Origin of the sequence: Ralstonia flatus, assembly GCF_958439105.1 — a bacterium.
Classification (GTDB): Bacteria; Pseudomonadota; Gammaproteobacteria; order Burkholderiales; family Burkholderiaceae; genus Ralstonia; species Ralstonia flatus.
In genome coordinates this window covers 122,126-148,773 of the sequence record NZ_CAUDLI010000002.1, presented here as the reverse complement: position 1 = coordinate 148,773, position 26,648 = coordinate 122,126, and the positions used below count along the sequence as shown (strand labels likewise).

Below are 26,648 nucleotides of genomic sequence, written 5' to 3'. Positions count from 1 at the left end.
AAAGCCCTACCGAGAGTTAGAACGAATGCCGGATGCCCAGGCCTACACCGATCGGCGACCCGCCCGGCGTGCGGTTCGCCACCGCGGTGACAACCGGGTTCACGTCATAGTCATAGGTGGCAAACGAGCCGTTGTGGATGCGGCTGACGTAAGCCTGCAACATGGTTCGCTGCGATAGCCAGTAGTGGTACGCAAAGACCATCTGCTGCGCGCCAGTGTGTTCGCGCTGCGCATCCGAACACTGGCCGAACTGCGCCGCGCCCGAGCATTTGAGCGGGCGTGCCACCGAATAACTGAAGATGAAATCCTGCGCGCCCACCTTCTGCATGACCGATACGCTGAAGGCGTCACGGTAGGTCTCGCCGCTGCCAGTGGAGGCGCCCGTGCCGAAGATGCCCTTGGACCCAAGCCGGTCCCAGCCCACCGAAAAGTTGGTCGAGCCCGCCGACAGCCACGTCGCCTCGTAGCGCACAGCCACACGGTGCTCGTAGTCATTCGAGTAGCCGGCCCCGGCGACGCCCATGCCCGCGCTACCCGCGCCCGAGAGCCCCGCCCCCGCGCCCAGCAATGCCTGGCCACGCCGCGTTTCATAGGCGTAGGCCGCGTAGATCGGGCCACGAGCGAACTGCGTCCCGGCGCCCCACGCGTACATGCCGTTGATCGGCTTGCCGGCTGTGCCGCCCACGCTGCTGTTGGTCGGGCCCACGCTGCCCTCGCCCGGGGAATACACCACCTGCGCGCTCAATCCGCCCAGCATGTCGGGCGTGGTGTATTGGATGGTGTTGGCCAAACGCGCATTCAGGTTTGTCTGCACGCCGTTGAGCGTGGTCATGATGCCGATGTTGTTGGCAATCGATGTGCTGCCCGGAATGAAGTTGAGCTTGCCGCCCAGGCCGCGCATCGGGGTCGTCAACAACCCCATCTGCACTGTACCGAGCGTGTCGCTGCGCAGGCCAACAAACTGATCGCGCCCACTGGGGCCGGAACCCGTGTCGGCGTTAAAGCCGTACTCGATCTGGAAGATCGCGGAAAGGCCATTGCCCAGCTCCTCCTTGCCGCGCAAGCCCCACAGCGAGCTGTTGCTGGAGTCCTTCACTGCCATCGGCACATTGCCGCCCACCTTGTTGGCCCCCGTAGTGCGCACAGCCTCGACCGTGTTGTCGATCACCCCATACAGCGTCACCGAACTCTGTGCGTGAGCGTTGACGGACGCACACATCGCCGCCACCGCGCCGGCCGCGCAAGAGAGCTTCGTCTTCAAACTCATTTCCTTCCTCCTTGTGGATCTCTGTCTTCTTTGTGATTGCGTTGTGGTTTTCACCCGTGGCAGATCCACTGCGGGAAACCGGTCTCTCAGTTCAAGCGCAGCTCGGTTGCGCGATCGAACAGATGCAGGTTGGCCGACTGAATGCTCAGGCTGGCTTGCGCGCCGTGCTGCAGACCATAGGCCTGGCGGTCGCGGCCGGTGGCGGCGAGCGGGCCGACCGGCGTGTCACAGACGAGCAACGTCTCGGCACCGTAGAACTCGCCGCTCTTGACTCGCGCATCGACACGGATGTCGTGCGCTCCTTCGTCTGTGCCGATGCGGATGTGCTCCGGCCGGATGCCACAGATCACTTCTTGACCATCGTGCACGGCGCCACGGTCATGCAGTGCGATCTCAACACCGTCCGCGCAGCGAATGGCGGTCTGGTCGCCTCGGACCTGGGCCACGCCCTCGAAAAAATTGATGGATGGCGAGCCGATGAACTGCGCGACGAACCGGTTCACCGGGCGGTCATACAACTCGACTGGCGTGCCAACCTGCTCGACACAGCCATCGCGCAATACGACGATCCGGTCGGCCAGCGTCATGGCCTCGACCTGGTCGTGCGTCACATACACACAGGTCGTGCGCATGCGCTCGTACATCTCGCGGATCTCCGCACGTACGTGGTGACGCAGCGCAGCGTCGAGGTTCGAAAGCGGCTCATCGAACAGGAAGACCGACGGCTTGCGCACAATCGCGCGCCCCATGGCCACACGCTGGCGCTGGCCCCCCGAGAGCTGGCGTGGATAGCGGTCCAGCAGCTTGTCGAGCGCCAGCGAGCGCGCGATCTCGTTCACGACGGCATCGATCTCTGCTTTCGGTCGCTTGGCGAGCTTCAGGCTGAAGCCCATGTTTTCGCGCACGGTCAGTTGCGGATAGAGCGCGTAGCTCTGGAAGACCATCGCGATGTCGCGCTCCTTCGGGTGCAGCTGCGTGACGTCGCGCCCGCCGATGCACACGGTGCCGCTCGACACCTCTTCGAGCCCCGCGATGATGCGCAGCAGCGTCGATTTTCCCGAGCCGCTGGGGCCCACGAGCACGCAGAACTCACCGTCGCGGATGTCCACCGAGACGTTCTTGATGATGTGCTGGTCGCCAAAGCGCTTGTCGATTGCGTCCAGGGTCACGGAAGCCATGCTTCGCTCCTCTTGTCAGTTGTCGGGTTCAGCCCTTCAGCGCACCGGACGTAAGCCCGCGCTGGAAGTGTTTTTGCAGGCCGAGGTACAGCCCTACGCTGGGGATCATTGCAAGCAGCGTCACTGCGATGAAGACGTTGGGCGAGATGTGTTCGTCGGTGCGTAGCGAGGCGAGCACGACAGGCAGCGTGTACAGCGTCTCCCGGTTGACCACGATGAGTGGCAACAGGTATTGGTCCCAGATCATCAAGAAACCGAAGATGGCCGTGGTCCCGAGTGCCGGCTTGACCAACGGCAGCACGACGTTGAAGAAGATCTGCCACTCGCTGGCGCCGTCGATGCGGGCGGCTTCCTCCAGCTCCATCGGCACGGCCTTCATGAATTCGGTCAGCACGAAGATGGAGAATGCCCACCCGGCGACCGGAAGGATCATCCCGAGGTATGAGTTCAGCAGACTCACGTGCACCACCGGCAGTTTGCCGAGCACGAGATACAGAGGAATGGCAATGACCTCTTCCGGCAGCATCATGGTCGACAGAAACAGCAAGCTGACCAACCCTGCACCGACGAACTTCTTGCGTGCCAGCGCATAGGCGGCCAGCGCGCTTACGGTGATCTGCAGTGCAAGGCCGCCCACTACCACCACGCACGAGTTCAGCAGGTGCCGCCAGGCGCCCGCTTCGCTCCATGCATAGACAAAGTGCTTGAGCGACGGATGCGAGGGCCACAGTTGGAGTTGGCCAGGCTGCACGGTGTCGGCGTTGAAGGCGGTGGCCAGCATCGCCCAGTACGGGCCGGCAAAGATGACGACAACGACGGCGTAGAACAGCCAGCGGACCGCCATACCGGCCGCAGCCGGCAGCCGAATGCGAGATTGTGTGGGCGTCATGACAGCAGGTTGGCCGGCGACGATCGGTTTAACGTTCATGGCGTTTGCTCCGTTGCCGCAGGGCCAGGTAGGTGACGGTGGTCACGGCCGTAAAGAGGAACAGCAGGCACGACACGGCCGAGGCATAGCCATAGTCAAACTGCACGAAACCGGCTTTGTAGACGTAGGTCATCACCACCTCGGTCGCGCCACCCGGGCCACCGCCGGTGCTCGAATACACCTCCGTGAACACACGGACGCCGCGAATGAAGCCGAGCACGCCTACGATCACGAACGTGTGGCGAATGGCGGGCAACGTCACATACCACAGGCGATGGTGCCAACGGGCGCCATCCACGGCTGCCGCGTCGTACAGCTCGCGATTCACACCCGTGAGACCCGCGATGAAGATCATCATGTCGTAAGGCACGGTCTTCCAGATTTGCATGGCAATCAAAGAGCCAAGGGCAAGATCCGGATCGGCGAAGAAGCCCGCGGGTGCCACGCCAAGCCAGCCCAGCATCGTGTTACCGATGCCCTCGGGCGTGGGCGCCAGCAGGATCTGCCAGATCTGCGCAACCACGGCGGCACTCGTCACAGCCGGCAAGAACATCGCCGTGCGGATGATCCGCAGATGCCGCGCGGGGCCTTCCAGCGCCAACGCCAGGAAGAAGGCAATCACAGCCGATGCGATGACAGAGACGGCCACATACAGCGCCGTCTGCACCACAGCAGCATGCAGATCGGTGTCGACAAAGGCGCGCTCGAAGTTATCGAGCCCCACCCACTGCCAATCCGAGCCGAAGTGGACTTGGTAGAAGCTCATCTCCAGTCCGCGCAGCATCGGCACGAACTTGAACGTTGCAAACACCGCAATGGCCGGCAGCAGGAAAAGCCACGGTATGGCGCCGCGCTTGGTGGGGAGTCCGATGGTGAGTTTCATGACCCGCCCGCCGTCAGTTCGCGCCCACGCGCTGGCGAGCCAACTCCTGATTGACCTTCTTGTTCAGGTCTTTCAGGCCGGCATCGATATCGCTGTTGCAGTTGGCCAGAATGCGGTTCAGGCCATCAGCCGTGAGCTGGCGCATGCTCATCCAGTCCGGAATGGCAGGCGCGTAGTGCGCATTCTTCTCGTAGACGGTTTCGACCGTCTGCCAGCGCGGGTCGTTGTAGACCTTGCCGGCATCAACGGTTTTGTTGACGGGCAGGCGCACGACGGGGAATCCGCCCGGATGCATGCCAAGCTTCTGCCCTTCCGGCGAGGTGAGGAATGCGATGTACGACAGCGCAGCCTGCTTGTTGGCCGACCGCGTGACGTAGGCCAACTCGCCCTCGCCAAGACTGTCCGCTTTGCCGGCCGGGCCCGGCGGCGGTGCAATCACCTCGACCTTGTCACGCCCCGGCTCCTGATCGACCACGGCAATGTGATACGGGCCGCTGAAGAAGATGCCCGTCTGGCCGGAGCGAAAGCTGGCGATGGCATCTGCGGTGGTGGCATTGATGGCGCCAGGCTGCGTGACCTTGTCACTGCACAACATCTGACGGAAATAGCCCACCGTCTTTGCTGCGGCGGGCTCATCCAGGGCGCCACGGAACCTGCCCTTGCCGTCAGGGCGGATGAAATCGCCACCGGCTTGCCACAGGAAACTGCTCATGAACCAAGTCGTGTATCCACGCGTGGCCGACGCTGGGAACGTAAACCCGTAGACCGGCTTGCCTGCGCCCGCGGGTTGCATTGTGCTGAAGGCCTTGGCCAGCTTTGCGATGTCGTCCCACGATTTCGGCTGGGGCAGGCCGAGCTTCTCGCGCCAGTCCTTGCGGATGAAGAACACGAACGACTGCACGGACACCGGCACCGCGTAGTACTTCCCGTTGTAGCCCTGCGCGCCCTGCCAGGCGCGGTCCTGAATGTCAGCGCCCCCGGGGAAACCGGCGCGGTCGATCTCGGCAGCCACACCGGTCTTCATCATCAGACCCAGCGAAGAACTGTCGTTGATGATGACGTCCGGTAGGTCATTGCCGGCAATCGCACGCGACAGACGCTGCTCGTAGTCCGTCATCGCGTTGAAGTACTCGACCTTGATGCCGCTCTTCTTGGTGAAGGCCGAAGCAATGTTGTCGTAGGTGGCGCGCGCATCCGGATTGGAGCGCGTCCAGACGCGTAGCGTGGTCTCGGCCTGAGCGTGCGACGTGAGTCCGAACAGCGCTACGCATGCCGCGCCAGATGCCGTCAGCCGCGCAAATTGACGCGGGCCTTCCTTGGTGGTCTTCATCTTGTCTCCTGCTTGTTCTATCGGCCTGGCGTCCAACGCATGTGGCGCCATGCTCGTTCATCAACTACCGTAGCGTCGCAACGCTTCAGCCTACGGCTGGCATCCGCAACTGCGCCAGCAAGCCACCGTCAACGGGAAGCACATGCCCGGTAATGAATGACGCCGCGCTGGAAGCCAGGAACAACACCGGCCGCGCAGCTTCTTCCGCCAGCCCATGACGGGGCAGGGGCAGGCCGCTGGCCGCTGCCGGGTCGACATGCTTTGTGTGGGAGTGCGGGATCTGCGCCGGTGCAATCGCATTCACGCGAATGCCGTGGCGGCCAAAGTCGACCGCCAGGCAGCGTGTCATGGCATCCACGCCGCCCTTGCTGATGTCATAGATCGCGTTATTGCGGTGCGCGCGCTGCGCCCCGGGTGAAGACACGTTCACCACCACACCTGCGTGCCCGCGGCTGACCCAGCCGCGCATCACGTCCAGGCTGAGTGCGTACATGGCCCGCAGGTTGACCGAGATGATCTCGTCGAAATCGGCGAGCGTGCCCTCCTCGGTGGGCTTCTTGGTCTGGGTCATGCCAGCGTTGTTGACCAACACGTCGATGCCACCGCGCTCAATGGCACGGTCAATGATGGCTTGTCGGTGCGCAGCGTCGGCCATGTCGCCGATGACGAGGTCACAGCGCTCGCCCAGGCTATCGCGCAGGCTGTCGAGCGCATGACGGTTGCGGCCGGTGGCGACCACGTGCGCGCCGGCACGGTGAAACTCTTTAGCGATCGCTGCGCCGATGGCGCCGCTGGCGCCTGTCACGACGGCCAACTTGCCGTGGAAGTCGAACTGGATGTGCATGTGGAGGACGCGCTCTGAGAGAGACTTTCTGGAAAACGGTTTCCGAACTATAGGGAGGGGAACAAATCAAGTCAACCGTTTTCCTAATTTGCCGCATTCGTGAAAACCCGACCCCATCGAAAGCCGGGTTCAGAGAAGAGAATCTGTCGTCACTCAAGCAGCGATGTGAACACCGATGCGGCCGCATCCTGACACCGCTATTCGCCGATATATGCCTTAAATGAGCCATATTCGGCCATTCTTTCCCACGACTCGCGAGAGGATCTGTTCCCCCGCCCGCTGTGCGATCTCTGGGTGAACGCCTCAGGTTTACGCCTCCAGGAAAATTGATTAGGATAGGAAAACGTTACCCCAATACGTAGGGCAACAGACCCGTCGCCCTCACTCCAGAAGAGGAAGCCACCCATGAAGATCGCCGCCGTTCGCGTCACCCCCATTGCCATCAGTGATCCGCCGTTGCTCAACGCCAGCGGCGTTCACGAGCCCTTTGCACTGCGCTCCATCATTGAGGTGGAAGCCGACAATGGCTTGGTTGGCCTAGGAGAGACCTATGGCGACAAACCGGTGCTCGATGGCCTGCTAAGCGCAAAGGATTCACTGGTTGGACTCAGCCCGTTCGACCTGAACGGACTGTGGCAGCGTGTGGTGGCAGCGGGGGCGCCGGCATCGCAGGGGGTCGAACTGGACGTCGCGCCGGGTTCGGCCGCCAACAAGGGCGACCGCAAGGTATTCGGCGGGTTCGAGGTGGCCTTCCTGGATCTGCAGGCACGCTCGCTCGGCATTCCCGTGCACGAACTGCTGGGTGGCGCCGTGCGCCGCAAGGTGCCGTTCTCCGCTTATCTGTTCTTCAAGTTCGCCAGCGATGTCGACCCGTCGTACAGGCCCGATCCGTGGGGCCCCGCGCTCAACGCAGAGCAAATGGTTGCCCAGGCCCGGAAGATGATCGACGAATACGGTTTCGGCAGCATCAAGCTCAAGGCCGGCGCGCTGGAGCCTGAGGTGGAGGTGGAGTGCCTGAAGGCGCTCAAGCGCGCATTCCCCAACCACCCTCTGCGCATCGATCCGAACGCCAACTGGTCATTGGAGACAGCCGTGCGCATGGCCGAGCTTCTCAAGGGCGACCTGGAGTATTACGAAGACCCCACCCCGGGACTGGAAGGCATGGCAGCGCTGCACCAAGCCACCGGCCTGCCGCTGGCGACCAACATGGTGGTAACCGACATGGACGAGTTCCGCCGCAACGTTTCACTCAATGGCGTGCAAATCGTGCTGTCAGACCACCACTACTGGGGCGGCCTGCGCGCCACGCAGGTGCTGGCGACGATGTGCGAGACTTTTGGGCTGGGCCTGTCAATGCACTCCAACTCGCACCTGGGTATCAGCCTCATGGCGATGACGCACTTGGCCGCCGCCGTGCCCAATCTGACCTACGCTTGCGACACGCACTACCCGTGGCAGGACGACGAAGTGCTCAAGGGCGGCAAGATCGCCATCGAGGGAGGTTGCGTGAGCGTGACGGATGCACCGGGCCTAGGCGTCGAGATTGACCAGGATGCGCTGGCTGCCCTGCACGAGCAGTACCTGCGTTGCGGCATCACCAACCGCGACGATGTCTCGCAGATGCGCAAGTTCCGTCCCGATTGGACACGCAAGAAACCGCGTTACTGACTACAGCCCCGCAACTTTTTCCCGACTGCACACTACGGACCAACATCATGGCAACCATCGGATTCATCGGCCTGGGCATCATGGGCGCCCACATGGCTCGCAACCTGCTCAAGGGCGACCACACCCTGATCGTCAGCGGCAAACATTCCGTGCCGGAAGATCTGCGCTCACGCGCCAGCGTTGTCGCAAATTCGGCAGCGGTTGCGCAAGCAGCGGACATCGTCATCGCCATGGTGCCCGACACGCCCGACGTAGCCGACGTGCTGTTTGGCGAAGATGGTGTCGCGCACGGCCTGACGGCGGGCAAACTCTTCATCGACATGAGTTCGATCTCGCCAATTGAAACGCTGGCCTTTGCCAAGCGCGTCGAGGCGCTCGGAGCGGACTACCTCGATGCACCCGTTTCAGGCGGTGAAGTCGGCGCGCGCGATGCCACGCTTACGATCATGGTGGGCGGCAAGGAAGCTGCATTCGAACGAGCCAAGCCGTTGTTCTCGCTGATGGGCAAGAACATCACGCACGTGGGCGACACCGGAGCCGGACAGACCTGCAAGGTAGCCAACCAGATCATCGTGGCGCTGACCATTGAGGCCGTGGGGGAGGCGCTGCTGTTCGCGTCGAAGGCGGGGGCCGATCCGGCACGTGTGCGCCAAGCGTTGATGGGCGGTTTTGCCTCCTCGCGCATTCTCGAAGTGCATGGCGAACGGATGATCAAGCGGACGTTTGATCCGGGCTTCCGCATCGAGCTGCACCAGAAAGACCTGAACCTCGCGTTGGAAGGCGCCCGCAAGCTCGGCATCGCCCTGCCCAACACGGCCGCTGCGCAGCAGCTTTTCAATGTGTGTGCAGCCAATGGCGGCAAGGCCTGGGACCACTCCGCCATGGTGCGAGCACTGGAACTGATGGCAGACCACACTGTCGCCTGAGGCCACCCACCTTGGCGCATTGAAACGGGCCCGAGCCGGTCCGGCACTGATGACTTCAGATCGGTGCACGCAGGCCCAAACGGAAAACGTTCTCCACCTATAATTTCGCACCATTGGCCACTGGCGTTTTTGTACAACGGCCAGCCAACCGCACGTGCCACCTGATGAAAAAGAGCTCTCCAACCATCCGAGACGTTGCCGCAGCTGCCGAAGTCTCGGTGGCGACCGTGTCGAAGTACATGAACAACACGCAGCGCTTCTCTGCGCCAGTGGAGGCCAAACTCAAGGCAGCCATCGAACAGCTCGGCTACCGCTCCAACCCCCTCGCCCGCTCGATGATCACGGGCAAGACGCGCACTATCGGCTTGGCCATCCTCGACATCCGCAACCCCCATTTCACCAACATCGTGAAAGGCGCGAACCGGATCGCGATGCAGAATGACTACACGCTGCTGTTGGTAGATACGGAAGAAAGCCAGGAGCGCGAGCGCCAATTGATCGAAGCGCTCGCGCAGCGTGTGGACGGCATGATCGTCAGCTCACGCATGCCCGAGGAAGCCATCCAGTGGATGATCGATCTGAACAAGCCAGTGGTGCTGTTCGGACGCACGCGTGAACTACCCATCCCGAGTGTCGGCACAGACAGCCATCTCGCGGCGTACATGTTGGCTCGACACCTGTTGAACGAGGGCCACCGGCACGTGGCCTACCTGGGCTTTGGGCAGTCGCGCTGGAATGCGGAGCGTATCCGCGGTGTGACTGAGTGCTTCCAGGAGGCAGGGCTCACGATCGACGTTCATGATGCGCATGCGCCGTCGGCACAGGCTGGGGAACACGCCTGCTCGGCCATCATGCTTGCGCCAAAGCGCCCTCAGGCGGTGATCTGTTACAACGACCTGATCGCGCTCGGCTTCATGAAGGAGGCCCGCGCGCTTGGCTTCAAGCTGCCTGACGACGTATCGGTGGTGGGCTTTGACAACGTGCCCTATGGGGAATACGCATCGCCCGCGCTCACTACGATGGATCTGCAGAGCGAGCGCATGGGCGAAGTGGCCATGCAGAAACTGCTCGACGTGCTGGCCGGCCATGATGGAAACGGTGAATACTCGCTGCTCGAACCTCGCCTGATCGTGCGTGAATCGACCCGGCGTCGAGAGGTCGGGGCAGAACCCGTGTCCTTGCCAACATCGAAACCGCGACGCAAAGCATAGTCGTTGCGCCGCTTCGCCATGAGGAGCAAACATCCGGGTATCAAGGTCTACTTCTGCCCGGAACCCCTCGCAACGGAACGCCCACAAGAACATCCGTTGGGCACAATGCACGGCTTACTTCCCCTAACCATCTCGAGATTTGAGCGATCTGACCATCAAAATAATCAGCTCGCGAGAACCGGGGGTCCAGAGCAACTATCGATACAAAACCGCCGATTGTGCGGCCGCTCCGTCTTGAGACGCGGCGCCCCGGGGTGAATCGAGCACGTATGGGAGCAAATGACCTTCAACGGCGCACTGGATACAGGCTTTTTTGTCTCTCGTTAGCTTACGTAACGCCCTAATCCGGCACCACCGCCGTCACCTCAATCTCCACCTTGGCGCGGTCTTCCACCAGCGCCGCCACCTCCACCGCCGTCATCGCAATGCTGAAGCTGCCGATCAGCTCGCGGAATGCCTTGCCGATCTCGGGATAGGCCGCTACGTACGCCTTCTTGTCGGTCACGTACCACGTCATGCGCACGATGTGCTCGGGCTTGGCATCACCGGCGGCCAGCACTTCGACGATGTTCTGCAGCGCCTGGCGGACCTGACCGGCCAGGTCATCCGTGTGGAACACGCCCTGCGCATCCCAGCCGATCATGCCGGCCACAAACACCATGCGCCCGCGCGCAGACACGCCGTTGGCATACCCTTTCGGACGCGGCCAGTTGGGAGGGAGGAGTACTTCCATGATGCAATTCCTTCGGGTTCTATTGCGACTACGGTTGAACGCTCGCCTCGATCGCCTGCCGCACATCGGGCGGCATCGGCATCGCGCGATGCGTATTGAGATCGGTAAATACCAGCACCTGCTGCGAGCGCACGCGCTGTTCGTCGCCGGCCCAGCAATCCAGGCCCAACGTGAGCGACGCATTGCCCAGCCGCTCCAGCTTCAGCTTGAACTGCACGTCGTCGCCCATGCGGCTGATGGCGCTGAACTCGCAATGCAGCTTGACGATGGGCAGGCCGATGCGGCGCGGGCCCAGCATCTGCGCATACGAAACGCCCAGGCCGTCGGTAAACCAGTCTTCGACCAGGCCATTGAACAGCACGAGGTACTGCGGAAAGTAGACGATGCCGGCCGGGTCGCAGTGTGCAAAGCGGATGCGCGCGGCGCGCTCGAAGTGGTAGTCGCTCATGATTTGTCGTGTTCGCGCAGGCGATAGCGCAGCAGCTTGCCGACTTCACTACGCGGCAGGCTCGCGCGAAACTCGATGGCGCGCGGATACTTGTACGGGGCCACGGTCTGCTTCACGAAGTCCTGCAGCGTCTTGACCATGTCCGGCCCCGGCGTGTGGCCGGGGTGCAATACAACGAACGCCTTGACGATCTGGCCGCGCTCTTCATCGGGCTCGCCGATCACGCCGCACTCGGCCACGGCCGGATGCTGCATCAGTGCGTCTTCCACCTCGGGCGCAGCGATGTTGTAGCCGGACGAGATGATCATGTCATCGGTGCGCGAGTGATAGTGGAAGTAGCCTTCCTCGTCCATCACGTAGGCATCGCCCGTGAGGTTCCAGCCGTTGCGCACGTACGCGCGCTGGCGGTCGTCGGCCAGGTAGCGGCAGCCGGTCGGGCCTTGCACCGCCAGGCGGCCCACGGTGCCCGGCGGCACGGGGTTGCCGGCGTCATCCACAACGCGCGCGACATAGCCCGGGACGGCCTTGCCCGTGGCGCCGGGGCGCACATCGGCATCGGCGGCGGAGATGAAGATATGCAGCATCTCGGTCGCGCCAATGCCGTCAATCAATTCGATGCCGGTGGCGTTCTTCCACAGCGTGCGCGTAGCCACCGGCAGCGCTTCGCCCGCCGACACACAGCGGCGCAGCGGCGTCGCGCGCAACTCGTCTCCACGCGCCGCGATGTTGCGGTACGTGGTCGGCGCGGTGAACAGCACCGTCGCGCCAAACGTGCGGATGCCATCGACCAGATCGTTCGGCGATGCCTTCTCCAGCAGCACCGTCGATGCACCCACGCTCATCGGAAACAGCAGCAGACCGCCAAGGCCAAACGTAAACGCCATCGGCGGGCTGCCGATAAAGATGTCGTCCGCGCGCGGCCTGAGCACATGCGGCGGCCAGCACGCGCAAATGGCCAGGATGTCGCGATGAAAATGCATCGTCGCTTTCGGCACGCCGGTCGTGCCCGACGTGAAGGCGAGCAGGCACGTGTCATCTGCCGCCGTATCCACGTTGGTGAAGGTGCCCGGCTGGCGCGCCATGGCAGCCTCCAGCCCTTCCGGCGTGTCTCCGTGAAAGCACAGCATCTGCACGGGCTTGGCGGCTTGCGCCACGGCATCGCGCAACTCGTCGACGAGCCGCGCATCGCACAGTGCGAAACCGATCTCGCCCTTGCCCAGGATTTGGCCCAGCTCTTTGGCGCGCAGCAGCGGCATGGTCGTCACCGCAATGGCGCCCACTTTCATCACGGCAAACCAGCACGCCGCGAGCATCGGGCTGTTGGGCGAGCGCAGCAACACGCGGTTGCCCGGCACAACGCCCATCTCATTGACCAGCACGTTCGCGATGCGGTTGGCGTGCGCCAGCAGATCCGCATACGTCCAGCGGATGCCGGGCGCCTGGATGCAGAGGCGGCCGCCCTCGCCTGCGGCAACGCGGCGGTCGAGCAGTTCGGTTGCGCAGTTCAGCTGCGGCGGAAACTGCAGCGCCGGCAGGTCGAAGCGATACACCGGTTGCAGCTCCGCCGGTGGCAGCCGGTCGCGGGCGAAGGTGTCGATATGGGCGCTGGGCATGGAGGACTCTCCGTCTCTGGCGTGGGCGTGTTCAGGACTTGGCGGGCGCCGCCGCACGCAGCAGTTCGCGCGCGATGATGAGCTGCTGCACTTCCGTCGCGCCTTCGTAGATCCGCAGCGAGCGGATCTCGCGGTACAGGCGCTCCACCGGCTGCTCGCTGACCACGCCCAGGCCGCCCCACATCTGCACGGCGGCGTCGATCACCTGCTGCGCGTTCTCGGTAGCAGTCAACTTGGCCATGGCGGCCTCCCGCGTCACGTTGTGGCCCTGGTCGCGCTGCCACGCGGCGCGGTACGTCAGCAGCGCGGCGCTGTCGATGGCGGTGGCCATTTGTGCGAGCTTGGCCTGCGTGAGCTGGAAATCGGCAAGCACGCCGCTGAACATCTTCCGGGTGGTGGCGCGCGTCAGCGCTTCGTCCAGCGCGCGGCGCGCAAAACCCAGCGCGGCTGCCGCCACCGACGTGCGGAACACATCGAGCGTTCGCATCGCCACCTTGAAGCCCTCGCCTGCCGCGCCCACGCGCTGGCTGGCCGGAATGCGGCAGTTGGTAAAGCGCAGGCGCGCCAGCGGGTGCGGCGCAATCACGTCGATGCGCTCCGCAATCTCAAAGCCCGGCGTACCGGCTTCGACGATGAACGCGCTGATGCCGCGCGAGCCCGGCGCCTCGCCGGTGCGGGCAAACACGACGTAGAAGTCTGCGATGCCGCCGTTGGAAATCCACGTCTTCTCGCCGTCGAGCACATAGTCGGTGCCGTCTTCACGCGCGGCGCAGGCCATGGCGGCCACATCGGAGCCGGCCTCCGGTTCGGACAATGCAAATGCAGCGATGGCCTCGCCGCGCGCGACCTTCGTCAGATAGCGCTCGCGCTGCTCCGGCGTGCCGTGCAACGAAATGGCGCCCGACCCCAGCCCCTGCATCGCAAAGGCAAAGTCGGCCAAGCCGGAATGCCGCGCCAGCGTCTCGCGGATCAGGCAGATGGCGCGCGTGTCGATGGTCTCGGCGGCACCGCCTTGCGCCGTGCCGCCCACGGCGTGGCGCAGCCAGCCGGCCTGGCCGAGCGACTTGACCAACGCACGGCATTCGGCATCCACCTCGGGGCCGTGGTCGTGCGGAATGTGCTTCGTGGCCCAGGCGTCGAGTTCGGCTTCGAGCTGGCGGTGTTTGTCTTCAAAGAAGGGCCATTGCAGATAGTCTTTGTCGCTCATCTCAGTTCCCCTCGAACACCGGTTTCTGCTTGGCGACAAAGGCGTGATACGCGCGCGAGAAGTCTTCGGTCAGCATGCAGATGGCCTGCGCCTGCGCCTCAGCCTCGATGGCCTGCTCGATCGTCATCGTCCATTCCTGGTGCAGCATCGTCTTGGTGATGCCGTTGGCGAAGGTCGGGCCTGCGGCCAGGTCGGCGGCCAGGGCTTGCGCTTGGCTCAACACTTCGGCCGGTTCGCACAGGCGGTTGAAGAAGCCCCAGCGCTCGCCCTCTTCGCCGCTCATCGAGCGGCCGGTGTAGAGCAGTTCGCTCGCACGCCCCTGCCCGATGATGCGCGGCAGGATCGCGCAGGCGCCCATGTCGCAGCCGGCCAGGCCAACGCGGTTGAAGAGGAACGCCGTCTTGCTGCGCGCCGTGCCCAGGCGCAGGTCGGAAGACATCGCCAGGATGGCGCCCGCGCCAGCGCACACGCCGTCAACTGCGGCGACGATCGGCTGCGGGCATGCGCGCATCGTCTTCACCAGCTCGCCCGTCATGCGCGTGAACATCAGCAGCTCGGGCGCCTTCAGTTGCACCAGCGGGCCGATGATCTCGTGCACATCGCCGCCGGAGCAGAAGTTGTCGCCCGCGCCGGCCAGCACGATGGCCTTGACGTCATGCGCCCACTTGAGCTGATGGAACAGGTCACGCAGCTCGGCGTACGAATCGAACGTGAGCGGGTTCTTGCGCTCGGGCCGGTTGAGCGTGATGGTGGCAACGCCGCCTTCCACGCTCCACAGGAAATGCTTGGCTTGATAGCCCGCCAGCGGTCGGCGGTTGCCGGCCAGCAAGGCCGGGTCCACATGGTGATTCGGGTCGGTCATGGTTGGGTCGGGTTCGTTCAAGGTTGATCTTCGCGGGCGTCCAGCTCTTGCTCGCGCTGCGCGAGGTGGACGCGCAGGTGGCCGAGCTGCGCATACAGCGCGTCTTTGTTGGCCATGCCAAGGCCGTCGAACATTTCGATCAGCCAGCGTTCGTGTTCGGCGGCCATCTCGGCAAAGTGGCGTCGGCCAGCATCCGTCAGCAGCACGCGAAAGGACCGGCGATCATCCGGATCCGCCTCGCGTTTGACAAGCCCTTCCTTCTCTAGCTGGTCGGTCAGGCCGGTGACGTTGCCGCCGGTCACCATCAGGTAGCGCGACAGCACGTTCATGCGCAGCCCGTCCGGGTGGCGATCGAGTTGCGCCAGATAGTCGAAGCGCGGCAGCGTGGTGTTGAAGCGCGTGCGCAGGCGCTGGCGGATCTGCTGTTCGATCTGCGTGCTGCAGGCCAAGAGGCGCAGCCAGATCTTGACGTCCATGTGGTCATCCACATGCGCGCGGGCTTCCAGGCCGATACGTTCATCGCCCAGCGCATGCACAACGGCGTGGTGGCCGGAGGCGCGCGTGGCGAGTGCGGTTTTGCGCCGGGTGCGTTCGGTGCTCACATCACCTCCCCGCCGGATACCGAAATGGCCTGCCCCGTGATTGACGACGCGCCTTCGGAGCACAGCCACACCACGGCGTTCGCCACTTCGCCGGGCGCGATCAACCGACCCTGCGGGTTGCCCTTCACCAGCTCGGCGCGGGCCTCTTCCGCGCTGCGGCCGGTGCGGGCAACGATGCGGTCGATGCTCTCACGCACGATGTCGGTTTCCGTATAGCCGGGGCAGACTGCGTTGACGGTGACGCCGCGCGCCGCAAGCTCCAGCGCCAGCGCGCGCGTGAGCCCGATCACCCCATGCTTGGCCGCCACATACGCCGACACATACGCATAACCGCGCTGCCCCGCCGTGCTGGCAATGTTGACGATGCGGCCGCGGCCCGAGGCTTGCACATCGGCCAGCGCCGCCTGGGTGCACAGGAACGTGCCCGTCAGATTGACGGCCAGCATGCGCTGCCATTGACCAAGCGTGGTCTTGGCAAACGGTGCGCTCTCGGCCTGGCCCGCGTTGTTGACAAGAATGGAGATAGGGCCGAGCCCCGCGCGCGCGGATTCGAACGCGGCCGACACACTCGCCTCGTCGGTCACGTCGCACGTCACGACTTGCGCGCGGGCGCTGTCGGGCAACGTCTTGGCGGTGGCGTGCAGCACATCGGCGTTGCGGCCCATCAGCGTGAGCGTGGCGCCATGCGCCGCGAGTTGCGCGGCAATCGCAGCGCCGATCCCGCGCCCAGCGCCGGTAACAACGGCGTGGTGCCCAGTGAGCATTGCAGGTGTCGCCATCTCAAACCCCCTGCATGCGGTTGGCCTGCTCCAGCGGCGACAGCCCCGCCGCTTGCGCCGCCATCGCGCGTTCGCGCTCCAGGTTGCGCTCCAGCTGCAGCTTGCCTGCGCGATATTGCTTGGGCCACGGCATGTCGAGATAGCCGATGCGCGCAGCTTCGTTCAGCGTCCAGGCCGGGTTGGCCAGGTGCGGGCGCGCCACGGCGCAGAGGTCGGCACGGCCCGCCGCGATGATGCTGTTGACGTGGTCTGCCTCGGAGATGGCGCCCACCGCGATGGTGGCGATGCCGGCCTCGTTGCGCACGCGGTCGGCAAACGGCGTCTGAAACATGCGGCCGTACACGGGCTGCTCTTTCTTGCTGACTTGGCCCGATGAGCAATCGATCATGTCCGCACCTGCGGCCTTGAAGACGCGCGCAATTTCTACCGCATCGTCCGGCGTGATGCCGCCCTCCACCCAGTCGTGCGCGGAAATCCGCACCGACATCGGCTTGTTGCTGGGCCACACCTCGCGCACCGCGTGGAAAACTTCCAACGGAAAGCGCAGCCGGTTTTCCAGTGAGCCGCCGTATTCGTCATTGCGCTGGTTCGTCAGCGGCGAGATGAACGACGACAGCAGATAGCCGTGCGCGCAGTGCAGCTCCAGCCAGTCGAATCCGGCTTCGGCCGCCAGCCGCGCGGCGTGGACAAAGTCGTCACGCACGCGGTCCATGTCGTCGCGCGTCATGGCGCGCGACCATTGGCTGACGCCATCCAGATACTGCTGGGGCGATGCGGAAATCAGCGGCCAGTTCTGCCCGTCTTCCAGCGGCAGATCGATGCCCTCCCACGCCACGCGTGTCGAACCCTTGGCGCCGGCATGGCCGAGCTGGATGCCGAGCTTCGCATCGCTGTTGGCATGCACGAACTGCACGATGCGCGCCCAGCCGTCGCGCTGGTCGGTGTTCCACAAACCCGGGCAGCCCGGGGTGATGCGCGCATCGGGCGACACACAGGTCATCTCGGCCATCACCAGGCCGGCACCGCCCATGGCGCGCGCGCCCAGGTGCACAAGGTGGTAATCCGCCGGCTGGCCGTCTTCGCACGAGTACTGCGCCATGGGCGACACCACCACGCGGTTCTTGAGCGTGACGCCACGCACCGTGAACGGCGTGAACATAGGCGGTACCGGGCCGTGCTGCGGGCCCCGCGATGCGCCGGCCTGCTCGGCAATCCAGTCTTCAAACTGTTCGAGATAGCGCTTGTCGCGCTGGCGCAGGTTTTCGTGGCTGATGCGCTGGCTGCGCGTGAGCAGCGAATAGGCAAACTGCTCGGTCGGCAGGTTGGCGTAACGCGCGACGTTTTCAAACCATTCCGTCGAATTGCGCGCCGCGTTCTGGATGCGCAGCACTTCCACGCTGCGCACCGCCTCGTAGTGTTCAAGTGCCGCACGTAGGTCGCCCGGGTGCTGGCCGATGCTGCGTGCCAGTTCAATCGAATCTTCCAGCGCCAGCTTGGTGCCGGAGCCGATCGAGAAATGCGCCGTGTGCGCGGCGTCGCCCATCAGGACCACCGGCGTGCCGTGCGCGTTGGTATGCACCCAATGCCGGCAAACCACGCGCGGAAAGCGAATCCACTGCGCGGAACCCCGCAGATGCGTGGCGTTGGAAATCAGCTTGTTGCCGTCGAGGTACTTGGCAAAGAGCCGCTCGCAGTACGCGATGGCGTCTTCCTTCTCCATGGTTTCCAGCCCGGCGGCGCGCCACACCTCTTCAGGTGCTTCGACGATGAAGGTGGAGGTCTCGTCATCAAAGCGGTACGCATGCGCCTGGAACCAGCCGTGTTCGGTCTCTTCAAACGCAAACGTGAAGGCCTCGAACAGCTTGTGCGTGCCCAGCCAGACAAAGCGGCAGCGGCGCGTGTCGATATCCGGTTGATACGTGGCGGCGTACTTGGTGCGGATGCGGCTGTTCAGGCCGTCGCTGGCGATGATGAGGTCGGCATCGGCGTAGGCGCCATCGCTTTCCAAATCCTTGTCTTGCACGTCGGTCTCAAAGACCAGCTTGACGCCCTCTTCCTCGCAGCGCGCCTGCAGGATGTTCAGCAGGCGCTTGCGCCCGATGCCGCAGAAGCCGTGGCCGCCCGAACGCACCACCTGGCCGCGGATGTGGACTTCAATGTCGTCCCAGTGGTTGAAGGCGTCGAGGATCTGCGCAGCGCTCTTGGCGTCGGCGCGCTGCAGGTTGCCCAGCGTCTGGTCAGAGAACACCACGCCCCAGCCGAACGTGTCATACGGGCGGTTGCGCTCCACCACGGTGATGTCGTGCGACGCGTCCTGCAGCTTCATCAGCAGGGCAAAGTACAGGCCGGCCGGCCCACCACCAATACAGACAATCTTCATGACAACGGCTCCGCATTTGATGCGGTATTACCTTAGTCATGAATAGTTTAGTTGTAAAGCAATTTGCTCGGACGACGCCCCGGGGTTTACACCGAAGCGGGCGGCGCCGGGCTCACACCCGCATGTGAGCCCCCACTCAGCCCAGGCGATGCCGGAAGAACGCCAGGATCTCGTCGCGAGCGGCCAACGTTGGCTCGCCGGCCGCGTCGATCAGGTGGGCGGTCACCACGCTGTGCGGACACGGCACGTGCTGGGCAAAGAACGACGGCGGATTCGGATGCGCAGCGCTGTCGGGCAGCACACGCGGCACAAAGCGGTTCCCCAAAGCGTCCGCATACGCAGCAAAGCGCTCGGCACGGCAAAAGCGGTCGCCCGCAAACCGGTAAGCCAGCACGGTCAGGTCTTGCTGCTCCAGCCGTTGGCGCACGGCCGCCGCCTCCTCGGGCGCGATCTCGATCCCGCCTGGCGCGTTCAGCGGCAAAGACGGCTGACACAGCACCGGCGCCAGCATGGCCGGCTCCAGCATCATCGTCAGCGCGAAATTGCCGGTGAAGCACATGCCGATGGCACCCACGCCCGGGCCGCCGCACTCCGCATGGGCCAGCCGCGCCAGCGCGCGCAGCCATTGCGTGACGGGGCTCGACTGGTTGGCCGCAAACGCTCGGAACTCCGCGCTCACGCACGCGTGGCGAAACACCTCTGCCCCCGCCTCCGCCTCGGGCACCGCGCCATCGCGCCCGAACAACGACGGCATGTAGACCGTCAGCCCCGCATCGCGCACCCAGCGTGCAAACCGCGCCACGTGCGGGCTGATGCCCGGCATCTCGGCCATGACGATCACGCCCGGCCCGGTGCCGGCCACATACACGGTCTTGGTAATGCCATCCAGGGTGATCTGGCGGCGCGTGAAATCTTCCAGGCTGTCATCCTGCTGCGTGTGCTGGCTTGTCATGCGTGGGCTCCGTTGGAAGGGCCTGGCTCAGGCGACGAGGTGCTGAAGATGCGCATAACCAGCCGCCCTGACGAAATCGGGCAGCGTCCACAGCGCGCCGTTCACACCCCAGGTGCCGTCGGCCACGTCATGCAGCATCACGGAGGTCACCACGCGCCGCGCATCATCGGCCGGCAACGCCTGCGCAAACGCCTCGTGCATCTGCTGAACGAAGCGTGCGCGCGCAGCACCATCCAGCACACCGGCCGGCACATGGGCGACGGCCAGGCACGGCACCATTTGCGTTGTCACGTCCGCCCCGCCGCACCACCAGGAGGCGGCCGGCACCTCTTCCACCGTCACCCAGATCGTGGCGCGCCGGCGCGGATCATCGGGAATCTGCTCGGCCTGCGCGGCCACCTCGGTGATGCGGCGTGCAAGCGTCGCGCGCGCGTCGCCATCAAAGGTGTTGGCAGGAATCTTGACGAGGATGTTCGGCATGTGGGCACTCGTGAGCGTTGTTGACATGCCTGCATTGAACCCGCGCAGCCGCTAGACTGGCAGTGTCGATTTCGACATCTTTCGGGCAACTTTGGTCATGGCGGATTTCACCATCCTCGTACTCTCCGGCGCGTACGCCACCAGCGTGGCGGCCACACTCGACATCCTGCAGGCCGCGTCGACACTCGCGCCGCGTGTGAAGGCCCCGCGCCCGACCTGGCGCGTCCTGTCAGCCGACGCGCCCAGCGTGCAGCTCGGCAACGGCATGCAGGTGGAGGCCGCCGGCTTGCCAAAGCGGCCGCGCCCCGATGGCAGCACGTGGATCGTGCCGGGCGTAGGTCTCGACCATGCCGGCGTGATCGCCACGCGCCTGGCGCAGGACGATGCGCGGCGAGCAGCGCGCGCCCTGGCCGCGCAGGTGGCGGCGGGCGGGCAGGTGGCGGCATCGTGCTCGGCGGTGTTTCTGCTGCAGGCGGCTGGCGTGCTGCCGGGGCGCTGCGTCACCACGTCTTGGTGGCTGGCCCCGACGCTGCAGCAGTGGGAACCCGCATGCACGGTCGACGCCGACCGCATGGTGTGCGCCGACGGCCCGATCACCACCGCCGGCGCCGCCTTTGCGCAGACCGACCTGATGCTGCACCTGCTACGCACGCGCTTTGGCGTGGCGCTGGCCGATGCCGTGGGCCGTGTGCTGCTGATCGACGGCCGCCACGCGCAAGCGCCGTTTGTGGTGCCCGCCATGCTGGCCAACGGCAACGCGCTGATTGCCCGGCTGGTGGCACGCATTGAAGCCGCCCTGCCCAATCCGCCGAGCGTGCAGGCGCTGGCCGACGAGCTGGCCATGTCGCAACGCACACTGTCGCGGCACGTGCGGGAAGCCACCGGCAGAAGCACCCTCGCCCTGGTGCAGAGCGTGCGCCTGAACCGCGCCCGCATGCTGATCGAATCGAGCCGCATGACCATCGACCTCGTGGCCGAAGCCGTAGGCTACGAAGACGCCACCGCACTGCGACGCCTGATGCGCAAGGTGTCTGGCACCAACCCCAGCCAATATCGCCCGGCCGTCTAGGCGCCTGGGGTTACAGGCCGTTACACAAGAAGCCGCCGCGCTTTAATTTTCGTTTAAGACTTGACGCCTAACTTGGTCACGTCGCATCCACCCAGACAGGATCCACACCATGTCCCCGCAAGAACAGCAAGCGCTGGAAAACTTCCTGGCCCAACTGACGCAGGCGCGCGCCGGGGTCAAGGACCCGCAGGCCGAAGCCGGCATCCTCGATGCCGTCGCCCGCCAGCCGGACGCGGCCTATCTGCTCGTGCAGCGGGCGATGCTGCTCGACCAGGCACTGGCATCGGCGCAGGCGCAGATCGCCACGCTGCAGAACCAGTTGCAGGCGGCGCAGGCCGGCCGCAGCGCGTCGTTCATGGATTCGGCCACCAACTGGGGCAGCCACGCCGGCAGCCCGGCGCCCGCGCCCGCATACGCTCCGCAGCAGGCCGCCCCGGCACAGATGCCGCAGGTGCCGCCGCAGGCCCAGCCAGCGCCGGCGCAACCCGCCCGCTCGGGTTTCTTTAGCGGCGGCCTGGGCAGCACACTCGGCAGCGTCGCGACCACGGCAGCCGGCGTGGCAGGCGGCGCGCTGCTGTTCCAGGGCATCGAGAACATGTTCCATCACAACAGCGGCGGTGGCGGTTTCTTCGGCCAGCAGCCGGTGATGGGCGGCACCACGGAAACGGTCATCAACAACTACTACGACAGCGACAGCGCCACGACCAACACGGCGTCGCGCGACGACAGCCTTGGGCTGATTGATGACAGCGACCTGGGCGGCGGTGATTATTCGGATGACGATTCGATGTTCAGCTAGTCGTTGCAGCGCAGGGAGCGTGCGCTAGCGTCGTCTCCTCGATCCGGAGAAGACGTCCGGCGGGACAGCGCTTTGCGAAGTCAGGGCGGCGGGCCCGACAGCGGAGGTGGAAAACTGACACCCAAGGAAGCCAGCCAACCCGAAGGCTGCTCCGCCCGGCCCGCCCTTGATGGCGCGCATGCCTGTCGACAGGCTGCGGTTGGCGCGGCAGGGGCGGGATTATAGCGATGGGGCCGGCGGCGCAGGTCTGATTTGCGGGGCGTCACGCCAAATGCTCCGCGCCCCACCCCCAGACACCCAAGCTCGACCCTCAGACACCCAAGCGCCAAGCCCGAAGTCCCACGCTCGACCCTCAAACACTCGATCTCGACCCTCCAAGCGTCGAGCATCACCGTCAGACCCTCGCGCTCCACAGTCTGCCCCTCGCGCCCGGCTCTTCGAGCTTCAAATTTTCGACCTCGGAGAGCCGCGCTCCAGCCTCGGACAGTCGAGCGCCACGGTCGGAGGCTCGTGCTCCACAGTTTGACCCTGGCGCACGGCTCTCGGAGGTCGAAAATTTCGAGCCAAAACAGCGGCGTTCCGCAGTTCGAGGGTCGTGCGTGAGCCTCGCACGGTGGAGCACGGGCCTTTGAGGCCCGAACGCGGCGCTCGGACCTCCACGCCCGGCTATGTGCTGGTGGCCGATCGCTCCCGCACCATCATCGATTGCAGTGCGTGTTGCAGCTGATCGAGCGTGTAAGGCTTGCGAAGCGCCGTCCACCTGAACGCAAAGCTATCGTGGTTGGGAATGGGGTTGCCGGAGGCGAAGATGACCCGCAGGTCCGGATGCAGCGCAACCGCGTGCTGCGCGAGTTCAGTGCCGGACATGTCGGGCATGATGACGTCCGTAAACAAAACGTCGAACGCCTGCGCCCGCAGGGCTTCGAGCGCCTGCGCGCCGCTGGCCGCCTGCTCGGGCGTGATCCCGATCAGCATCAACAGTTCGCACACGGCGCCACGCAAGGAAGCGTCGTCCTCCACCACGAGGATGCGCAGGCGCGCCGGCTCCCACACTGCGTCCGTGTCCAGGTCGGGTGGCTCGCCTCCTTCCTCCGGTCCGGCCGATTGCGCCGCGTCGCTTCCGAGCACCTGGCGGATCTTGAAGGCCAGCTGCTGGCGGCTGTACGGCTTGCTCAGCAGCTCGACGCCCGGATCGAGCCTGCCGTCGTGGACGATGGCGTTCTGCGTGTAGCCGGAGGTGTAAAGCACCTTGAGCGAGGGCAGTGTCTGCACGGCTCTCTGCACCATTTCCGTACTGCGCAGCGCGCCCGGCATGACCACGTCGGTGAAGAGCAGGTCGATATGCACGCCGCTTTCAACCACGGCCAGCGCCTGCTCCGCATTGTTGGCCTTGAGCACGGCATAGCCCAGGCCGCTGAGCAGATCGACGACGGTTTCGCGAACCTTTGCGTCGTCTTCCACAACAAGGACCGTCTCGTTGCCGTGCTTGAGCACCCCGCCCCTCGCACGTGCGGGCTCGACCGCCGTGCCGGTGGAGCGGGGCAGATAGACGCGCACCGTGGTGCCCTCTCCGACCTCGCTGTAGAGCCGGATATGGCCGCCGCTTTGTTTGACGAAACCGTAGGCCATGCTGAGCCCCAGGCCAGTGCCCTCGCCTTCGCGCTTGGTGCTGAAGAACGGGTCGAAGGCGCGCTCGATGACTTCCGGGCTCATGCCCGTGCCGGTGTCCGTCACGGCCAGCATGACGTACTGTCCGGCCGGCACGTCGGGCAGCGCTACGACATAGTCGTCGTCGAGCGTGGCGTTGGAGAGTTCGAGCGTGAGCTTGCCGCCTTCGGGCATCGCATCTCGCGCGTTGATGGCCAGGTTCAGGATGACGTTCTCGAACTGATGCGGATCGACCGCGATATTCCACAGCCCGCCCGCGACCACCGATTCGATCTCGATCGCCTCGCCCAGCGCACGCCGCAGCAGATCGTCCATGGCGCGCAGCTGCCGCGCCGGGTTGATCACCACGGGCGCAAGCGGCTGCTGCCGGCCGAAGGCCAGCAACTGGGCGGCAAGCTTGGCACCCCGGTCGACGGCGTCGATGGCGTTGCCCAGCCGCTCGGCGCTCCACGCGTCACGCCCATGGCGGCTTTCGAGCAGTTCGAGGTTGCCGCGCAGCACCTGCAGCACGTTGTTGAAATCGTGCGCAACGCCGCCCGTGAGCTTGCCCAGGGCTTCCATCTTCTGGGCCTGGAACAGCGCTCTTTGCGTTTGCTCCAGTTGCTCGCTGGCGCGTCGTCGTTCCGTGATGTCGCGCGTGACCTTTGCGAAGCCGACCAGCTCGCCATCTTCGTAGATGGCATCGATGATGACGTGCGCGAAGAAGCGGCTTCCGTCGCTGCGCACGCGCCAGCCTTCGGCTTCGAATCGCCCTTCACGCCGGGCGGTCTCCAGGCCCCGAAACGGCACGCCGGCCGCAACATCCTCGGGCGTGTAGAACCGCGAAAAGTGGGAACCGATGATCTCGTCTTCGGCATAGCCCTTGATGCGCCGCGCGCCGGCGTTCCAGCTCGTGATGTGCCCATCGGTCGACAGCATGAAGATGGCGTAGTCCGTCACCCCCTGCACCAGCAGGCGGAAGCTCCGCTCGCTTTTGAGCACGGCGTCGTGGGCGGCCTTCTTGTCGCTGATGTCGCTGATCACGGTGCCGAACCCGATCAACGCGTTGTGGCTGTCGCGCAGCGCCGTCATGGCGACGCTCGCCCAGAACGGCGTGCCGTCCTTGCGGATGCGCCATCCCTCCTCGACGTGCCGCCCAGTTTCGGCGGCGGCACGCAGCGCCACCTGCGGAGCGCCTAGCGCTCGGTCTTCCGGCGGATATAGAAGGGCAAGCGGGCGGCCAATAATCTCGTCCGGCCGATAGCCCTGAATGCGCTCACCGCCTGGGTTCCATGTCATGACGACGCCGTCCAGCGACACGGCAAAGATGGAGTAATCCGCAGTGGATTCGGCCCACAGCCGGAGCCATGCAGAGCCAAATTCGGAGGAAGATGGGGCAGCGTCGTTCATGAGTTAGCGGGTGGGCATGCAGGGCAGCGCCGCACACGGTGTCGGCACAGGGCAGCAACTAGTGTGCCTATGACGTCTCCTGCGTGCAGCGGCGCGGTGTTGGATTGCGGCTTCAAAAATCATCGTGAGACTCGACTGGCAAGGCCAACGCAGTTTGCATACCTTGGAACAACGGCGCCGAGCATTGACCCTTGCCCCGGCATGGACAATCCGGCAATGCGTCGAACACGCCTCCCAACATGGCTTTCGCCACCATCAAGGAAACCCATGAACCTTTCCGACTTCATCGAGGCCAACCTCACAGGCCTCATTGACGACTGGACGGAATACGCGCGCAGGATCAGCGGCGGCGGCCGCCCTCGGCTCTCCGAGCGGCAACTGCGCAACTCGGCGCGCGAGCTTCTGCTGCGGATTGCAGCCGATATGCGCGAAGGACAGACGCCGGCACAACAGCACGCGAAATCCGTGGGAGACCGTGCGCCATCGGAATCGGGCTTCAATGAAGCCGCCCACGAGCATGCCGACGACCGCCTCTCGCACGGTTTCGACATCAACGATGTGGTGGCGGAGTACCGCGCCCTGCGCGCCAGCGTGCTGCGCCGGTGGCGGCAGGATCCGCAGGCGCACGGCCTGGCCCTGCAAGAGATGACCCGGTTCAACGAGGCCATCGATCAGATGCTTGCGGAATCGGTGCGCCAGCATGCCCAGCAGACCGAGCGCGCGCGAGACCTGTTTGCGGGCGTGCTCGCGCATGACCTGCGCTCCCCGCTCGGCGCAATCCTGGCTTCCTCAGAAACACTGCTGCACGACGATGGCCTGTCTTCGCGCAGCCTTCGGGCAGTCGCCTTCATCCAGCGCGGTGCGATGCGCGTGCAACAGATGATCGACGACTTGCTCATCTTTACACGCACGCGCCTGGGCGATTTCCTGCCTACGAGTTTCAGTAGCCAGGACATGGGGCGACTGTGCAGCGACGCCATCGACGAGGTGTGTGCGTCGTACCCCGACGCGCAGATCGACCTGCGCCTGGCCGGCGATCTGCGGGGCAGGTGGGACGGCAGCCGGATGGGCCAGTTGCTGGTCAATCTGTTGACCAATGCGGTGCGTTACGGGACAGGGCGCGTCGGTATCGAGGCGGCCGGGCGCGACGGGCAGATGACGGTCGCCGTTTCCAACGAGGGCAACCCCATCCCGCCCGCTGCTTTCCCGACCTTGTTCGATCCGCTCACCCGCGCGCAGCGGCCGGACCAGACCGGAAGCGCGGCCGGCATCGGGCTTGGCCTGTACATCTGCCGCTGCATCGTCCAGGCACATCACGGGACGATCGACGTGCAGTCATCGGAACACGGCACGACGTTCACCGTACGGATTCCTCTTTTGGTAACGGCTTGACCGTTGCCGGTCGCCGAGCATGAAAAAAAAGGGCCGGCAC

At 64.8% G+C, this 26,648-nt stretch carries 23 protein-coding genes; 6 read left to right on the top strand and 17 right to left on the bottom strand.

Annotation, left to right across the window (positions count from 1 at the left end):
• Nucleotides 1–16 precede the first annotated feature (16 nt).
• From R2676_RS04370 to R2676_RS04345, 6 genes are all read right to left on the bottom strand, one after another.
• A complete protein-coding gene (locus tag R2676_RS04370) occupies nt 17–1,267 on the bottom strand; it encodes a porin (RefSeq protein WP_206273913.1) in 1,251 nt (416 codons plus the stop codon).
• Nucleotides 1,268–1,353: 86 nt separating this feature from the next.
• Entirely contained in the window at nt 1,354–2,445 is a 1,092-nt protein-coding gene (locus R2676_RS04365; RefSeq protein ID WP_206273912.1) for an ABC transporter ATP-binding protein, read from the bottom strand.
• Between the two features lie 28 nt (nt 2,446–2,473).
• Complete coding sequence (locus R2676_RS04360) at nt 2,474–3,373, bottom strand: carbohydrate ABC transporter permease (protein WP_206273911.1); 900 nt, start codon at nt 3,371–3,373, stop codon at nt 2,474–2,476.
• On the bottom strand, nt 3,363–4,256 hold the full coding sequence (locus tag R2676_RS04355) for a carbohydrate ABC transporter permease (RefSeq protein ID WP_206273910.1): 894 nt from the start codon (nt 4,254–4,256) through the stop codon (nt 3,363–3,365). Before R2676_RS04355 ends, R2676_RS04360 begins: the two co-directional genes overlap by 11 nt.
• A 13-nt stretch (nt 4,257–4,269) precedes the next feature.
• On the bottom strand, nt 4,270–5,586 hold the full coding sequence (locus R2676_RS04350) for an ABC transporter substrate-binding protein (RefSeq protein WP_206273909.1): 1,317 nt from the start codon (nt 5,584–5,586) through the stop codon (nt 4,270–4,272).
• Nucleotides 5,587–5,671: 85 nt separating this feature from the next.
• Nucleotides 5,672–6,430: an SDR family NAD(P)-dependent oxidoreductase gene (locus tag R2676_RS04345; protein ID WP_206273908.1), complete on the bottom strand. Its 759-nt coding sequence runs from the start codon at nt 6,428–6,430 to the stop codon at nt 5,672–5,674.
• Between the two features lie 405 nt (nt 6,431–6,835).
• Here R2676_RS04345 and R2676_RS04340 point away from each other — a divergent pair, with 405 nt between their 5' ends.
• The 3 genes from R2676_RS04340 to R2676_RS04330 all read left to right on the top strand — a co-directional run bounded on the left by R2676_RS04340 (nt 6,836) and on the right by R2676_RS04330 (nt 10,235).
• A complete protein-coding gene (locus R2676_RS04340; protein WP_206273907.1) occupies nt 6,836–8,098 on the top strand; it encodes a glucarate dehydratase family protein in 1,263 nt (420 codons plus the stop codon).
• Between the two features lie 47 nt (nt 8,099–8,145).
• Nucleotides 8,146–9,024 carry a 2-hydroxy-3-oxopropionate reductase gene (locus R2676_RS04335; protein WP_206273906.1) on the top strand — a complete coding sequence of 293 codons (879 nt, stop codon included), beginning with the start codon at nt 8,146–8,148 and terminating at the stop codon, nt 9,022–9,024.
• Nucleotides 9,025–9,188: 164 nt separating this feature from the next.
• On the top strand, nt 9,189–10,235 hold the full coding sequence (locus R2676_RS04330) for a LacI family DNA-binding transcriptional regulator (RefSeq protein ID WP_206273905.1): 1,047 nt from the start codon (nt 9,189–9,191) through the stop codon (nt 10,233–10,235).
• Between the two features lie 340 nt (nt 10,236–10,575).
• Here R2676_RS04330 and R2676_RS04325 read toward each other — a convergent pair whose 3' ends face one another.
• From R2676_RS04325 to R2676_RS04280, 10 genes are all read right to left on the bottom strand, one after another.
• Nucleotides 10,576–10,968: a RidA family protein gene (locus tag R2676_RS04325; protein ID WP_027679568.1), complete on the bottom strand. Its 393-nt coding sequence runs from the start codon at nt 10,966–10,968 to the stop codon at nt 10,576–10,578.
• A gap of 28 nt (nt 10,969–10,996) precedes the next feature.
• Nucleotides 10,997–11,416, bottom strand: coding sequence for an acyl-CoA thioesterase (locus R2676_RS04320; protein ID WP_206273904.1), 420 nt, complete (start codon nt 11,414–11,416; stop codon nt 10,997–10,999).
• Nucleotides 11,413–13,029 (bottom strand): AMP-binding protein, encoded by a 1,617-nt coding sequence (locus tag R2676_RS04315; protein WP_206273903.1) that lies wholly within the window; start codon nt 13,027–13,029, stop codon nt 11,413–11,415. The genes R2676_RS04320 and R2676_RS04315 overlap by 4 nt, the downstream gene beginning before the upstream one ends.
• Nucleotides 13,030–13,060: 31 nt before the next feature.
• On the bottom strand, nt 13,061–14,236 hold the full coding sequence (locus tag R2676_RS04310) for an acyl-CoA dehydrogenase family protein (protein WP_206273902.1): 1,176 nt from the start codon (nt 14,234–14,236) through the stop codon (nt 13,061–13,063).
• Nucleotide 14,237: 1 nt separating this feature from the next.
• Nucleotides 14,238–15,098 (bottom strand): enoyl-CoA hydratase family protein, encoded by an 861-nt coding sequence (locus R2676_RS04305; protein WP_206273998.1) that lies wholly within the window; start codon nt 15,096–15,098, stop codon nt 14,238–14,240.
• A gap of 17 nt (nt 15,099–15,115) precedes the next feature.
• Nucleotides 15,116–15,700, bottom strand: coding sequence for a MarR family winged helix-turn-helix transcriptional regulator (locus R2676_RS04300; protein ID WP_027679573.1), 585 nt, complete (start codon nt 15,698–15,700; stop codon nt 15,116–15,118).
• A complete protein-coding gene (locus R2676_RS04295; RefSeq protein WP_206273901.1) occupies nt 15,697–16,479 on the bottom strand; it encodes an SDR family NAD(P)-dependent oxidoreductase in 783 nt (260 codons plus the stop codon). The genes R2676_RS04300 and R2676_RS04295 overlap by 4 nt, the downstream gene beginning before the upstream one ends.
• A gap of 1 nt (nt 16,480) precedes the next feature.
• Nucleotides 16,481–18,859, bottom strand: coding sequence for a bifunctional salicylyl-CoA 5-hydroxylase/oxidoreductase (locus R2676_RS04290; RefSeq protein ID WP_206273900.1), 2,379 nt, complete (start codon nt 18,857–18,859; stop codon nt 16,481–16,483).
• Nucleotides 18,860–18,995: 136 nt separating this feature from the next.
• Nucleotides 18,996–19,811, bottom strand: coding sequence for a dienelactone hydrolase family protein (locus R2676_RS04285; RefSeq protein ID WP_206273899.1), 816 nt, complete (start codon nt 19,809–19,811; stop codon nt 18,996–18,998).
• A gap of 27 nt (nt 19,812–19,838) precedes the next feature.
• A complete protein-coding gene (locus R2676_RS04280; RefSeq protein WP_206273898.1) occupies nt 19,839–20,291 on the bottom strand; it encodes a tautomerase family protein in 453 nt (150 codons plus the stop codon).
• A gap of 97 nt (nt 20,292–20,388) precedes the next feature.
• Between R2676_RS04280 and R2676_RS04275 the strand changes: the two genes are divergently transcribed.
• Together R2676_RS04275 and R2676_RS04270 are read left to right on the top strand one after the other, a co-directional pair.
• The gene (locus R2676_RS04275; RefSeq protein ID WP_206273897.1) at nt 20,389–21,360 is read left to right on the top strand and encodes a GlxA family transcriptional regulator; all 972 of its coding nucleotides are present in this window, start codon (nt 20,389–20,391) and stop codon (nt 21,358–21,360) included.
• Between the two features lie 109 nt (nt 21,361–21,469).
• Nucleotides 21,470–22,159 (top strand): DUF2076 domain-containing protein, encoded by a 690-nt coding sequence (locus R2676_RS04270; RefSeq protein ID WP_206273896.1) that lies wholly within the window; start codon nt 21,470–21,472, stop codon nt 22,157–22,159.
• A 666-nt stretch (nt 22,160–22,825) separates the two neighbouring features.
• On the opposite strand, the gene R2676_RS04265 is transcribed toward R2676_RS04270, so the two are convergent.
• The gene (locus R2676_RS04265) at nt 22,826–25,216 is read right to left on the bottom strand and encodes a hybrid sensor histidine kinase/response regulator (protein WP_206273895.1); all 2,391 of its coding nucleotides are present in this window, start codon (nt 25,214–25,216) and stop codon (nt 22,826–22,828) included.
• A gap of 267 nt (nt 25,217–25,483) precedes the next feature.
• Here R2676_RS04265 and R2676_RS04260 point away from each other — a divergent pair, with 267 nt between their 5' ends.
• A complete protein-coding gene (locus tag R2676_RS04260) occupies nt 25,484–26,608 on the top strand; it encodes an ATP-binding protein (protein ID WP_206273894.1) in 1,125 nt (374 codons plus the stop codon).
• Nucleotides 26,609–26,648 lie beyond the last annotated feature (40 nt).